The organism is Alicyclobacillus herbarius DSM 13609 (assembly GCF_000430585.1).
GTDB lineage: Bacteria > Bacillota > Bacilli > Alicyclobacillales > Alicyclobacillaceae > Alicyclobacillus_G > Alicyclobacillus_G herbarius.
The window spans coordinates 79,718-92,754 of the sequence record NZ_AUMH01000004.1 but is presented as its reverse complement, the minus strand read 5'-3'; the positions used below and the strand labels follow the sequence as shown (position 1 = coordinate 92,754).

The following is a 13,037-nucleotide window of genomic DNA, read 5'->3' as shown; positions in this document are numbered from 1 at the left end:
TCCCCCTGCTGCAAAGCAGGTGAGGAAACATGGCGAAGACAATCACATCCAGTGCTACAAGTCTCGCATCCATCTCGCGTGTGCGCGTGTCCCGACAAGCGGTGCCGTATCTGTTTTTGTCTCCCTTCCTGGTCATCTTTGCGATCTTTCTTATCTACCCGATTCTCGATTCGCTGTACCTATCATTTACGTCCGCTCAGGGTAGTACGTCGCAGTGGATAGGCCTGGATAATTATAGAAAATTGCTGACCGATACGTCGTTTTGGAAGTCTCTGTTGAACACGGCTGTAATCCTTGTCGTGCAGGTGCCGGTCATGCTGTTCCTCGGTACGCTGTTGGCTGCCGCTTTGAACTCGAAACTGATTCGCGGTAGAGCGTTCTTCCGATTAGCGGTTTTCCTGCCGGTTCTGATTGACACAGTGACCTATTCCATTGTCTTTTCCAACATTTTCAACAGTCATTATGGAATCTTGAACTACCTCCTGGGGTTAGTCGGGGTGGCACCCATTGACTGGCTGAATACGCCCGTCTGGGCCCGTATAGCCATCATTATCGCTCTGACGTGGCGCTGGACTGGGTATAACGCCATCATTTTGCTCGCCGGCCTTCAGGCCATCCCGGAGAGTATTGCTGAGGCGGCCACTATGGATGGCGCGGGGCGCGTGGCACAGTTTTTCCGCATCACGCTGCCAATGCTCAAGCCGGTACTGCTATTTTGCGCTATTCTCTCGACCAACGGTACGCTACAGCTGTTTACCGAACCATACCTGTTGACCAATGGTGGTCCAGCCAATGCCACCGAGACACCGGTCATGTATATCTACCAGTTTGCCTTCCAGAGCTTTCACTTTGGTTATGCCTGTGCGGCTGCGTATGTGCTTACGGTCATCGTGGCGGTTCTCAGTTTCTTGCAATTTCGTGTATCCAAGGGAGGTGAGATTGGATGACGGCCAACAACCTGCGTGTAAAACTGGTCACGTACGCTTTTTTAGTGGTGGCTGCGATTGTTTCCATTTACCCATTCTACTGGATGTTCATCTCCTCGACGCTGGATGATACGCAAATCTTTCACCAACCGCCGTGGTTAGTTCCGAGTACCCATTTCGCAGAAAATCTTCAGGGACTTGAGTCCAGTGGGCCCTTCTGGCACATCTTATGGAACACATTCTTTATTTCTGTGGTATTCACCCTTGCTACAGTCTATCTGTCGGCTGTTGCCGGGTACGCATTTGCGAAGTTTGAGTTTCGCGGGAAAAACGTACTGTTTGCGATTGTTCTCTTAACGATGATGATTCCGCAGCAAGCGACTCTTATCCCGTTGTTCAAGATGTTGACCGGGTTCGGCTGGATGAATCAGCCTCAAGCAGTCATTCTCCCTGCGTTGGCGAACGCGTTTGGCGTGTTTTTCATGCGTCAGAATATGCTTTCTGTACCCACGGATCTGATGGAGGCAGCGCGTATCGACGGCTGCACGGAGATTGGCATCTTTCACCGCATCATTCTGCCGACGGTTTATCCGGCCCTGTCCGCATTGACCATCCTTAGCTTTATTCAACAGTGGGGCAACTTCTTGTGGCCATTGGTCATTCTTCAGAGCCAGACGAGCACTACACTCCCTGTATTCCTATCCCTACTGGTCACCCCAGGTCAGGTGGTGCACTACGGACAAGTGTTAACGGGGGCCGCGATAGGGATTCTGCCGATTCTCATCCTGTTCTTGGTTTTTCAAAAATATTTTATCTCTGGCATTTATGGAGGTGCGGTAAAAGGATGAGTGATATCTCGCCTGTTCCCAGAAAGTCGGGGGGTGTACGCAAGGTGGCTGTCGGGATGGCTGCCCTTGCGGTCACTGCGGGTCTCACCCCGATGTCGGTCTGGGCTCAGGACCGCGCAACGACGTCAGCGCACGCGCAGGCGGACCGGCAGGATCTACTCGTCAATCTCACGCCCACCGGGACAATTTCGGTTTCCAGCTCTCAAACCGGGCATTCAGGTGTAAATGCTGCGGATGGGGATGCGGCCACCACCTGGATGCCGGTGGGAGAGAAGGGACAGCTGGTGGCTGATCTACACCGTGTTCGACACCTCGGCGGTGTCGGCATCACCGTGGGCCAAAGTAGTGTACCTGCCACCGTCTCCTTTCAGGTCGCTGATATCCCTGGACACTGGGAGACTGTGCCCACTTTGCAGAACAAACCTTTGACGCCTGGTCAGCCGGTTGCGTGGTCACTCCCGGCCCGCTATACAAATATCCGTTTCGTTCGGGTGCTTATTCAGGGGAGTGGGGACCAGGCCCCTGCGATTGGGGAGCTGAGGTTATATGGTAAGGACCCTGCGACTCGCAGCATGGCGTTGGGGGACGACCTCTCGTTTGAACTGGCAGAGGAGCAAACGGGACACTCATTTACGGATTTGGACGGACAAGTTCTGTCGGCCGACCAAATCGTCCGTCGTCATGGCACTAATTACGTCCGGCTGCGGCTTTGGGTTAATCCGCCGGGCGGATACGATGACCTCGCCAGCGACTTGGAAATGGCCAAACGCATTAAACGAGACGGGATGAAGATTCTCCTGGACATCCATTACTCGGATTTTTGGGCAGATCCCGGAACGCAGGCGATCCCGGCCGCCTGGCAGGGGGAGGATTTATCACAGCTTGAGGAGACGGTCGAAAACTACACAACGAGCGTAGTGGCTGCGTTTGCCCGGCAGGGCACCCCAGTCGACATGGTCGCTATCGGCAACGAGGTTACAAATGGGATGTTGTGGCCGTATGGCAAAGTAAACGGTGATCAGGGGTGGGACAACTTTACGGCTCTACTGAAGGCAGGAATTCGCGGTGTTTACGAGGGCTCTCCCCTCGGTTTCCGCCCCCGTATCATGCTACACGTTGACCAAGGCGGCAACTCTCTGGTATGTCAACAGTTTTTTGATCATATGGTCCAAGAAGGGGTTCCGTTTGATGTCATTGGTCTCTCGTATTATCCCTTTTGGCATGGCTCCTTGTCGGACTTGCGGAACAACCTCGATAACCTGGCTCAGCGCTATCACAAGGATATCATCGTCACCGAAACTCAGTATCCTTGGACACTACAAAATGGGGACGATACTGACAATTTCGTCTGGTCAACAAGTCAACTCTCCCCAGGCTATCCTGCTTCACCCGTTGGACAGTTATCGTTTGTCAACGACTTGGTCTCGATTTTAGCAAGGGTTCCTGACCACCATGGAGCTGGCGTGTTTTATTGGGAACCCGAATGGCTCCCGGGTGTTGGTTGGGAGCCCGGGTCTGGCACACCCAATGACAATATGACTTTGTTTGATTTTCAGGGACATGCCCTGCCATCTATCAATATTTTTGCGAATCCCATTATTGCGATGCGGGATGCTTCGATGAAGCAATGACGATAAAGCTATGACAGCTTAGAGTGAAAGGATGCGGAATACATTGGCCATTTCCCACGGTACGCAGATCTTTTACGGCGGCGACTACAACCCCGAGCAGTGGCCCAAAGAGGTTTGGCATGAAGATGTCCGCTTGATGCGCGAGGCGGGCGTGAACATGGTCAGCCTCGGCATCTTTAGCTGGGCCAAACTGGAACCTACACCGGGACGGTACGACTTCTCTTGGCTGGACGAAATCGTCAATCTCCTCTGGCAGAATGGCATTGCCGTAGACCTAGCTACAGCCACGGCGTCTCCGCCCGCGTGGTTGGTCAAGCGCCATCCTGAGGTCCTGCCGGTGGACGAGAACGGGGCGCGGTATTCGCACGGATCGCGCCAACACTATTGCCCAAACAGCCCAGAGTACCGCGAGTTCAGCCAGCGTTTGGTACGTCGGCTAGCAGAACATTATCGGGATCATCCGGCTTTGGCGATGTGGCACGTCAACAACGAGTATGGCTGTCACGTCTCCCGCTGTTATTGCCCTCGCTGTGAGGCCGCATTCCGAAACTGGTTGAAGGCCCGCTACGGGACGCTGGACGAGTTGAACGACCGTTGGGGTACCGCCTTTTGGAGTCAGACCTACAGTGACTGGGATGAGGTACCACTCCCGGGCAAGACCCCGACCTTTGCCAATCCGGGTCAGCAGCTGGACTATGCGCGCTTCATGTCCGATAGTCTGATTAACCTTTTCGTAGCGGAACGGGATATCCTGAAGGAGGTTACCCCGGACGTTCCGGTGATGACCAACCTGATGGGCTTTTTTAAGCCGATTGACTATTTCAAACTGGCCAGCCACATGGACCTGGTCACCTGGGACAGCTACCCAGAGCCTACGGCTGGCGTCCCCCTCTTGGCGGCCATGTCCCACGACCTGATGCGCAGTTTGAAGCAGGGGCAGCCCTTCGTCCTCATGGAGCAGACCACCAGTCAGGTCAACTGGCGGCCCCAAAATCCCCTCAAGCGGCCGGGCGTCATGCGGCTGTGGAGTTATCAGACGGTGGCTCATGGGGGCGACGGGGTCATGTTCTTCCAGTGGCGGGCGTCGCGAGCCGGGGCGGAAAAGTTCCACGGCGCCATGGTGCCTCACGCCGGTGCGAACACCCGCGTCTTTCGCGAGGTGACCGAGCTCGGCCAAGAGCTCAGGGCGCTGTCGGCTGTGGTGGACAGCCGCGTGGAGGCTGAGGTGGCTATCCTGTTTGACTGGGCGAACTGGTGGGCGTTGGAACTGGACTCTAAGCCAAGCCGGGACATCCGCTACCTTGACGAGTTGCTGCGTTGGTACCGGCCGCTGTTTGAACACAACATCGCCGTCGACTTTATCCAGCCGGAAGGGGACCTGTCACGGTACAAGCTCGTTCTCGCGCCCAACCTCTACATGTTGACCGAGCGGGCCGCGGAAAACATTCGTCGCTACGTGCGCCAAGGTGGTGTCTTTATCACCACGTTTTTCTCGGGCATCGTGGATGAAAACGATCGCGTTCACCTAGGCGGTTACCCGGCCCCCCTGCGGGATGTGCTGGGAATGTACGTGGAAGAGTTCGATCCGTTCCTCCCCGGTCAAACGGTGCCCTGCCGGTGGACGGGGGCTTCATTGGCGAGGGCTTCTTTGAAGGCGAGTGCTGCCTTGACGGGTTCTGCGCAGGGCGCAGCGCCCAGAAGTCCAGCGAGCCTGGCGACCCCTGTCCTGCCGGCTGAGTTCACGGCGGATTTGTGGGCCGATGTGATTCACCTTGAGGGTGCCGTGCCGCTGGCCACGTATGGGGCCGACTTTTACGCCGGCCAACCGGCCGTGACCGCTCACGCTTTCGACGAGGGTCTGGCCGTCTACGTAGGCACCCGTCCGAGCGAGTCCGCTTTGGCCCAATTGGTCACCGCGTTGGCCGAGACCGCAGGAGTCCGTCCCGCCCTGACGGCCCCGGCTGGCATTGAGGCCGTCTGGCGTAAGCAGGCGAATGGCGCGGCCTTCTTGTTCGTGCTCAACCACCGGGCAGAGGAACAAAAGGTGGATCTGAGCCCGATTGGAAATGGCCTTGTGGATGTCCTGTCCGGCGAGACGGTCAACACGTGTCTGGACCTGCCAGCATACGGGGTGCGTGTGCTGCGGCGCGAGGGATAAGGTGGGGTTTCTACAAAAATCGACATAGGACAAAAGTTCGACAAACCATTGGGCAAAAGTCCGATGAATTGCCGGGTTGGCGATGTTATATTGTAGACAACCCTTTTCCCCTAGGAAGGCGCAACCGTTCGGATGCGCCGCTTTTTTTTGCCGATAAACGAAATTCGGCCAGCGCCGCATGGTCGACGCTGGCCGAATAGAAAGCTGGCCGAACGGGAATTAACGCGACAGCCGATAGGGGACGGATACCACCTTGACGGACTTGCCCAAGACCAGCCAGGCCATCAACAACCCACCGGTCTTGTTGTGCAGCAGTTTGTGCCACCAGCGGTTGGTGATGAACTGCGGGATGACCACAGTGATGTTGTCCGGGTTGTACTTGTGCAGTTCAAACTCGACAAAACGCTGCAGGCGTTTGGCGACGTTCCGGTACTGGGAATGGATGACCACCAGTGGCACCCCGCTCTGGAGGCGATCCCAGTCCGCCTGTATCTTTTCGGTCGCCCGCCGCATCTCTTCCTCGGAGTCGTTGGCGATGACGGTTACGGCAATGACATGCTTGAAATTATCGACCGCGTAGCGCAATGCCTGCACGGATGCCTTGTTCACGGACGCAATGGGGACGATGGTAATGCTGTCCCCTTTGGACGTGAACGGCTGGGAGAAGTCGTAGCGCAGCTCACACTTCACTTGGTCGTAGTGCGCCTTAATCTTGGAAAACATCATCACCAACAGCGGCACACAGACCAAGACCAGCCAGGCTCCGTCCAGAAACCGGGTGATACAGAACACCAGGCAGGCGGCCGCTGTCATGATGAAGCCAAAGCCTGTGCCAATCGTCGGCCACAGCCAATTCTTTTGCCTATAGCGAACTTGTCGCACGAGCATGCCCAGCTGCGAGACGGAAAACGTGTAGAACACGCTCACCGCGTACAGTGGAATAAGCCGCTCGACACGCGCTTTGAAGACGATGGTCAAGGCGAGCGAGATGATGGTCAGAAAGACAATGCCGTTGCTGTAGACCAACCGGTCTCCTTTATGCTGCATCCACCTTGGCATAAACCCGTCCCGCGCCATGGAGGACCACAGCGCTGGACAGCCAGCGAAGGCGGTGTTGGCCGCGATGACCAGGATACACATCGTCGCAAGGGAGACCACGATGGTCATGACCTTCCCGGCCGGGGACTCCCCGAACACCACGTGTGCTTCCTGGTTAATCAGTGGAACGTTCGGGTTGTACTGTAGGCCGTGCAGGGTGGCCACACCGGAGACGATGAGAAACAGTATCGAGAGCGTGACAATCAGGGATAACAGTGTCAACGTGGCCCGCTTGGTGGACGGATTACGAAACACCGGGACCGAGTTGGAAACTGCCTCCACCCCCGTCAAGGCGCTGCAGCCGCTGGCGAACATACGCAGAAACAGGAACAGACTCATTCCGGTAACCGCGTGCATGCCGGCGGTGGTCGGCAACGTCACTGAGGCCGGGTGTCGAATTGCCTCCACGACGGCCGCGCCACCGACCAAGGCGATACAGGCGATGAACGCATACGTAAAGGGCACCAAGACGGTGGCCGACTCCCCGACCCCGCGCAGGTTGAGCAGCATGATGAACAGTGTCAAAAGGATGTTGCACAGCAGCTTGTGCTGGCTGACCCACGGGATTTCAGGGCCGATGGCATCGACTCCAGCCGCAATCGAGACGGCGACCGTCAACGTGTAACCGATAATCAGCGTGGCGGCCGCGGACAGGCCCCAGTAGCGGCCCAGGTCATTGAGCCCGATGGCGTACGCGCCACCCCCCAAGGGATAGTGACGTATGATGTTTCGGTATGCCAAATACAGCAGGAATGCCAGGATAATAATTAAACCAGTGCCAAGCATGGAAAACCCGAGGACGTTCGATACGTATTGCTGGCTTGCCCCAGCCGCAATCAACACGGCCAGCACCGATTCCATCTGGTCGGTCGCGTAGGCCACACTGGACAGCGCATCCGGTGTGAGCAAGGCCATGCCTTGCAAGACACCGATGCGGGCTTGCTGACTCTCTCGGGTTTTCAGTGGTCGCCCGACAAGCAGGCGCTTCAAAGTCGCAACCATGGTTCACTTCTCCCGTCGTCGCGGAAAAAATTCGGGTTCTTTTTGCACCCATTCATAGTCATTAAGTACGGCTTGTCGCAACGACTCTACTAGATGTGATGACCTATCTGCAAACCGGAAAACAGCGCATGAAAACGGATTCAATGACGCGCTTTACGGTTTTTTTCGAAACGCGCGGGGACGCGCGAACGGAATCGAAAAATTACGCACCAAATTGCGGCTTTGGTTGCGATTTCTGGACGCTTGTTCTATGATGATCCTCAACCGGAGTATCCACATGGTACTGTTCATGTGTGGATTTGCTCCGCAGCTCTGTTAAAGGTATGATGGGTTTGCGACAACTGGATATACGGTAATCCTTCGGGGCAGGGTGAGGCGATGGCCTTGGGCCGCGCCAATTCCCGATCGGTGGTGACGCGTACGCGAAGTCCACGAGCGCGACGGTTCTGCAGCTGATGGCTGCCAAGGCCGGTAGCGCACGAACTGGTGAAAGTCCAGTACCGACGGTATAGTCCGGATGAAAGAAGGATGCCGGTGGATGCATTGTATCCGAGGCTTGAACGCAGGGCATCGTCCTGGCTTGGCCAAAACGCCCCACGGGTTCTTTGACCCGCGGGGCATGCGCGCACCAGCGCCTCGGAAAAGATGCCGACAACCGGTCCATCAATCTATCGATCCGCCCCCTGGAAGGATGCCAGGGGGCTTTCCTTCGTTTGGCCCCAGAAGGCAGTGGTCGCGGGGAGGAGTCATTGTGGCAACGGGGACAATCGGCGAGTTCGAACCGGATTGGGACGCGCACTTTATGCGCCTGGCTATTTCCTTGGGGGAACTCGGCCTGGCGCAGTCGAGCCCAAACCCGTCGGTCGGTGCGGTCATCGTCCGCGACGGCGAGGTGGTCGGTCAGGGGGCCCACCTGAAGGCGGGCGGGCCGCACGCAGAAGTGCACGCACTGCGAATGGCAGGCGAGGCGGCGAACGGATCGACCGTTTATGTGACGTTGGAGCCATGCAGCCACCATGGCCGCACTCCCCCGTGTGCAGATGCGCTGATTGCCGCCGGTGTCCGCCGGGTGGTCATCGCGTGTCCCGATGTGAATCCGCAGGTGGCAGGGCGGGGCATCGCCCGCCTGCGCGAAGCCGGCATCGAGGTGGTGGTCGGGGTGGAAGCGGCGGCGGCGAAGCGGCTGCACGAGGCGTTCTTCCACACCATGACCCACGGTCGGCCCCTGGTGGTTTGGAAGACCGCCGCCACCCTCGACGGCTACATTGCCGCCACGACCGGCCACAGCCGCTATGTGACCAGTAGAGAGGCGCGGCAGCAGGTCCAGTGGCTGCGCCGCCTGCATCCCGCCATCGCGGTGGGGGTGGGCACCGCACTCGCGGACGATCCGCAATTGACCGTGCGGATTGCTCCAGACGGGGCCATCAGACAGCCGCTGCGGGTGGTGTTCGATTCGATGCTGCGCTTGCCTCCGTCTGCCCGGCTGCTTCACGAATCCGGTCGCACCGTTGTCTATACCACGGAGCGAGCGCCCCAGGAGCGGGTAAAGGTGCTGCAGGAGGCGGCGGCCAGCCCGCTGGATGTGGTGGTCCTGTCGAGCCAGGCGGATGGGCGCGTACCGTTGCGGGAGGCTCTTGTGGATCTCGCCCGCCGCGGCTGTAACAGTGTCCTGGTCGAGGGCGGCGCACAGCTGGTGTCCGCCTTGGCGAGAGAGCGGCTGCTGGATAAAGTGGTCTACTACCTGGCACCGAAGCTCTTGGGCGGCGGGCTGCCGGCCCTAGCCGGCCTCTCTCCGGCGCGGATGGATGAGGCACTGACCCTGACGGATGTCCAGGTGAGCCAAGTCGGGCCCGATGTTCGGGTCGAGGGGCGCATCGTCTATCCAGAACAACAGGAGGAGGGGGAGCATGTTCACCGGATTGGTTGAAGAGGTGGCGCGGGTCGTCGCCCTGGAACCGCGAGCGGAGAGTGTACGGATTCGACTCGCGGCAAAACGGGTGTTGGAAGGGGTCCGCTTGGGCGACAGCATCGCGGTCAATGGGGTCTGCCTGACGGTGGTGGCGTTTGACGAACACACGTTTACCGCCGATGCGGTCAAAGAAACGCTGCGCCGCTCCAACCTCGGTCGGCTGCGACCGGGCAGCCGCGTCAACGTGGAACGGGCGCTTCGCCTGGGCGACCGGCTCGGTGGCCATATTGTCGCGGGCCATGTCGATGCCGTGGGCACATTGACGGCCCGTACGCAGGAAGGGGTGGCCACGGTGCTCACCATCTCCGCTCCTCCCTCCGTATTGCGCTACGTGGTGGAAAAAGGGTCTATCTGCGTGGACGGTGTCAGCTTGACGGTGATGGATGTGGACGATGCCGGATTCCGGGTGTCCATCATTCCACATACCGGGGCGCACACGACGCTGCTGGACGCCAAGCTGGGCCAGGTGGTCAATCTCGAAGTGGATGTGTTAGCCAAGTACCTGGAAAAGCTGGCTTTACCTCATCTCCAGCGGTCTCCAGCCTCCGCGGAGGAAACGGCGGGGCCACCGGGAGTCGCTGGAGATCCGGGGCTAAGCTTGGATTTCTTGCGTCAGCATGGATATGCCTAAATCACGGGTGTGGGTGTTACTTATCGACAGGTGCTTGCGAACGGACTCAGAGGAAGGATAGAGAAGGAAGGCGAGCCGGATGCTCAACCGGATTGAAGAGGCCATTGCGGATCTGCGGGAAGGTCGCGTGGTGATTGTGGTCGACGATGAAGACCGGGAAAACGAGGGTGATTTCGTTGCCCTGGGTGTAAAGGCGACTCCCGAGATCATCAACTTCATGATTACGCACGGCCGGGGGCTCGTCTGCGTGCCAATCACGCAAGACCGGGCCTTGCGCCTAGGCTTTCGCGCGATGGTCGAACAGAACACGGATGCCTACGGGACGGCGTTCACGGTCTCGGTCGATGAGGCGCACACGCACACCGGTATCTCTGCCTTTGAACGCGCGCAGACGGTGGCGGCTCTCGTGCGCGAGGACGCTCGGCCAGAGGATTTTCGCAAGCCGGGTCACATTTTCCCACTGATTGCTAAAGAAGGTGGGGTTCTACGTCGGGCGGGTCACACCGAGGCTGCGGTCGATCTCGCCCGTCTCGCCGGCGCGGCCCCGGTGGGAGTCATCTGCGAAATCCTCAACAAGGACGGGACGATGGCGCGCCTGCCGCAACTCGAGGAGCTGGCTGCTCACCACGGCCTGAAGATTATCTCCATCGCGGATTTAATCGCTTACCGCAAGCGTTCGGAAAGGTTGGTGGAGCGCCGCGCCAGCGCCAAGCTGCCGACCACCTATGGCGAGTTTCAGGCCATCGTCTATACGAATCAGTTGGATGATAAGGAACACATCGCCTTGGTCATGGGCGAGATGGACGGCGAACCGACGTTGGTGCGTGTCCATTCGGAGTGCCTGACGGGGGACGCGTTTGGATCGCTGCGGTGTGATTGCGGTCCCCAGCTGCACGCGGCGATGCAGCAGATTGCCGAGGCTGGTAAGGGCGTCTTGTTATACCTGCGTCAAGAAGGCCGGGGAATCGGCCTGTTGAACAAAATCCGCGCCTACGCCCTGCAAGACCAGGGGGCGGACACGGTAGAGGCCAACCACCGCCTGGGCTTTCCCGACGACCTACGGGACTATGGCATCGGAGCGCAGATTTTATACGACCTGGGCGTACGCAAGATGCGCCTGTTGACGAATAACCCACGGAAAATCCGCGGCATTGAGGGACACGGATTGACGGTGGTGGAGCGGGTCCCGCTCGAAGTCGATCGCAATCCGTACAATGAGCGCTATTTGTACACGAAGCGCGAAAAATTGGGGCACCTGTTGCACCTATAAGGCAGGAGGAGACAGCATGAACGTTCGTACCTTTGAAGGACACCTGACCGGACAAGGCCTGAAGTTTGCAGTAGTTATTAGCCGCTTTAACGAATTCATCACGCAGCGCTTGCTGGGAGGAGCCATCGACGCCTGGAAACGCCACGGCGTCGACGAATCGAACATTGACGTGGCCTGGGTGCCCGGCGCGTTTGAAATTCCGTTTATCGCCAAGCAGCTGGCGCAGTCAGGGCGGTATGACGCGGTCGTCGCCCTGGGCGCGGTGATTCGCGGCGCCACTCCGCACTTTGACTATGTGGCGGGCGAAGTGGCCAAAGGGGTGGCCCAGGTGTCACTGCAGTCCAATTGCCCGGTGATCTTCGGGGTGCTCACCACGGATACGATTGAACAGGCGATTGAGCGAGCCGGCACGAAGGCGGGCAACAAAGGCTGGGACGCGGCCATGTCGGCCATCGAGATGGCCAATTTAACCCGTAGCCTGAGGGACTAGGTCAAGACGGAAGACAGCGGTAGGGAACGGCCTGAGGAGCAAACGGAGACCGAAAGCGAGCGGGGCGGAAACGGACACCGCCTGTCCATGTTCGGCGGGCGGGATCGAACTTTGTCGAAATCGGATTGCTATCCTTCCCTTCTCGGATTAAACTACATATAGTTGGTAGATTTGGCCTCGGGAGGGCAACGGATGTCAAAAAAACTGGACGCGATTGTTGCGTGTCTTGATGTGATTCAGCAGTCGCATTCTGAAGACGCCAGCATCGTCGTATTGGACACGGAGAAGGTCATTGCTCAGATTTCCGGTGAAAAGGTAAAACCGGCGTTTGCGATTGGAACGCCCTTGACGGAGATGCAGGGTACTGTCACGTGGGGTGCGATGCAGTCAGGCAAAGTCTTGCGCGAGGAGCGCGATGCGTCCGTGTTGGGGTTCCCGTACATGGCTATTGCTGTCCCACTCTTTGAGGACGGCGAGGTGGTCGGTTGCGTGACCACACTCCTGACTCAGGAGCGGTTAGGGACGCTCCGGGACGGGGCAAACGAGTTGTCTGCGTTGGTTGAAGAAATGTCGGCCAGCGCCGACGAAATTGCCCAGGCGTCAGCACAGATGGCAGAGACTATACAGGGCCTGGCAGGAGAGTCCCATACAGTTTCCGAAAACATCACGAAGATTTACTCCGTGCTCGACTTTGTCAAAGGGGTGGCGACCCAATCGCATATGCTTGGGCTCAACGCAGCCATTGAGGCGGCGCGCGCCGGTGAGGCGGGACGTGGGTTTTCTGTTGTTGCGGGCGAGATTCGCAAGATGGCCGAAAAGAGCAAAAACGCGGTGCAGGATATCCAGCAGCAGCTGGAAGCCATCGTCGAGGCGGTGAGTCGCATGAGCCAGGCAACTCAGTCCATGAGCAGCGTGACCCAGGAGCATGCGGCTAACATTGAGGAATTGAATTCGGCCTTTGCGCACATTGCCACCACGGCCGAGAAATTGGCCAGTGCGGCCAACTGACGCGTT

General features: G+C 58.3%; 10 protein-coding genes and 1 riboswitch. Of the genes, 9 read left to right on the top strand and 1 reads right to left on the bottom strand.

Translation table 11 applies throughout. The annotated features are described in order from the left end of the window. The first annotated feature begins 29 nt into the window (after positions 1–29). From H522_RS0103965 to H522_RS0103950, 4 genes are read left to right on the top strand one after another with little or no spacing between them, the layout of a single operon-like run. Positions 30–947 (top strand): carbohydrate ABC transporter permease, encoded by a 918-nt coding sequence (locus H522_RS0103965; protein ID WP_051343832.1) that lies wholly within the window; start codon positions 30–32, stop codon positions 945–947. After that, positions 944–1,774 (top strand): carbohydrate ABC transporter permease, encoded by an 831-nt coding sequence (locus H522_RS0103960; RefSeq protein WP_026961308.1) that lies wholly within the window; start codon positions 944–946, stop codon positions 1,772–1,774. Before H522_RS0103965 ends, H522_RS0103960 begins: the two co-directional genes overlap by 4 nt. Beyond that, positions 1,771–3,405, top strand: a complete 1,635-nt coding sequence (locus H522_RS20310) for a glycosyl hydrolase 53 family protein (RefSeq protein ID WP_081411854.1) — start codon at positions 1,771–1,773, stop codon at positions 3,403–3,405. The genes H522_RS0103960 and H522_RS20310 overlap by 4 nt, the downstream gene beginning before the upstream one ends. A 43-nt stretch (positions 3,406–3,448) precedes the next feature. Further along, positions 3,449–5,563, top strand: a complete 2,115-nt coding sequence (locus H522_RS0103950) for a beta-galactosidase (RefSeq protein WP_245578009.1) — start codon at positions 3,449–3,451, stop codon at positions 5,561–5,563. Between the two features lie 219 nt (positions 5,564–5,782). On the opposite strand, the gene H522_RS0103945 is transcribed toward H522_RS0103950, so the two are convergent. Further along, complete coding sequence (locus H522_RS0103945) at positions 5,783–7,663, bottom strand: APC family permease (RefSeq protein WP_026961306.1); 1,881 nt, start codon at positions 7,661–7,663, stop codon at positions 5,783–5,785. A gap of 352 nt (positions 7,664–8,015) precedes the next feature. Beyond that, positions 8,016–8,196: riboswitch (FMN riboswitch) on the top strand. A gap of 218 nt (positions 8,197–8,414) precedes the next feature. On the opposite strand from H522_RS0103945, the gene ribD reads away from it, so the two are divergent. From ribD to H522_RS0103920, 5 genes are all read left to right on the top strand, one after another. Beyond that, the gene (gene ribD / locus H522_RS0103940; RefSeq protein WP_281173067.1) at positions 8,415–9,590 is read left to right on the top strand and encodes a bifunctional diaminohydroxyphosphoribosylaminopyrimidine deaminase/5-amino-6-(5-phosphoribosylamino)uracil reductase RibD; all 1,176 of its coding nucleotides are present in this window, start codon (positions 8,415–8,417) and stop codon (positions 9,588–9,590) included. Next, entirely contained in the window at positions 9,571–10,263 is a 693-nt protein-coding gene (locus H522_RS0103935; RefSeq protein WP_026961304.1) for a riboflavin synthase, read from the top strand. The genes ribD and H522_RS0103935 overlap by 20 nt, the downstream gene beginning before the upstream one ends. 79 nt (positions 10,264–10,342) lie before the next feature. Continuing rightward, positions 10,343–11,533 carry a bifunctional 3,4-dihydroxy-2-butanone-4-phosphate synthase/GTP cyclohydrolase II gene (locus tag H522_RS0103930; RefSeq protein WP_026961303.1) on the top strand — a complete coding sequence of 397 codons (1,191 nt, stop codon included), beginning with the start codon at positions 10,343–10,345 and terminating at the stop codon, positions 11,531–11,533. Between the two features lie 16 nt (positions 11,534–11,549). Beyond that, entirely contained in the window at positions 11,550–12,023 is a 474-nt protein-coding gene (gene ribH / locus H522_RS0103925; protein WP_026961302.1) for a 6,7-dimethyl-8-ribityllumazine synthase, read from the top strand. A 192-nt stretch (positions 12,024–12,215) separates the two neighbouring features. Further along, the gene (locus H522_RS0103920; RefSeq protein ID WP_026961301.1) at positions 12,216–13,031 is read left to right on the top strand and encodes a methyl-accepting chemotaxis protein; all 816 of its coding nucleotides are present in this window, start codon (positions 12,216–12,218) and stop codon (positions 13,029–13,031) included. Positions 13,032–13,037 lie beyond the last annotated feature (6 nt).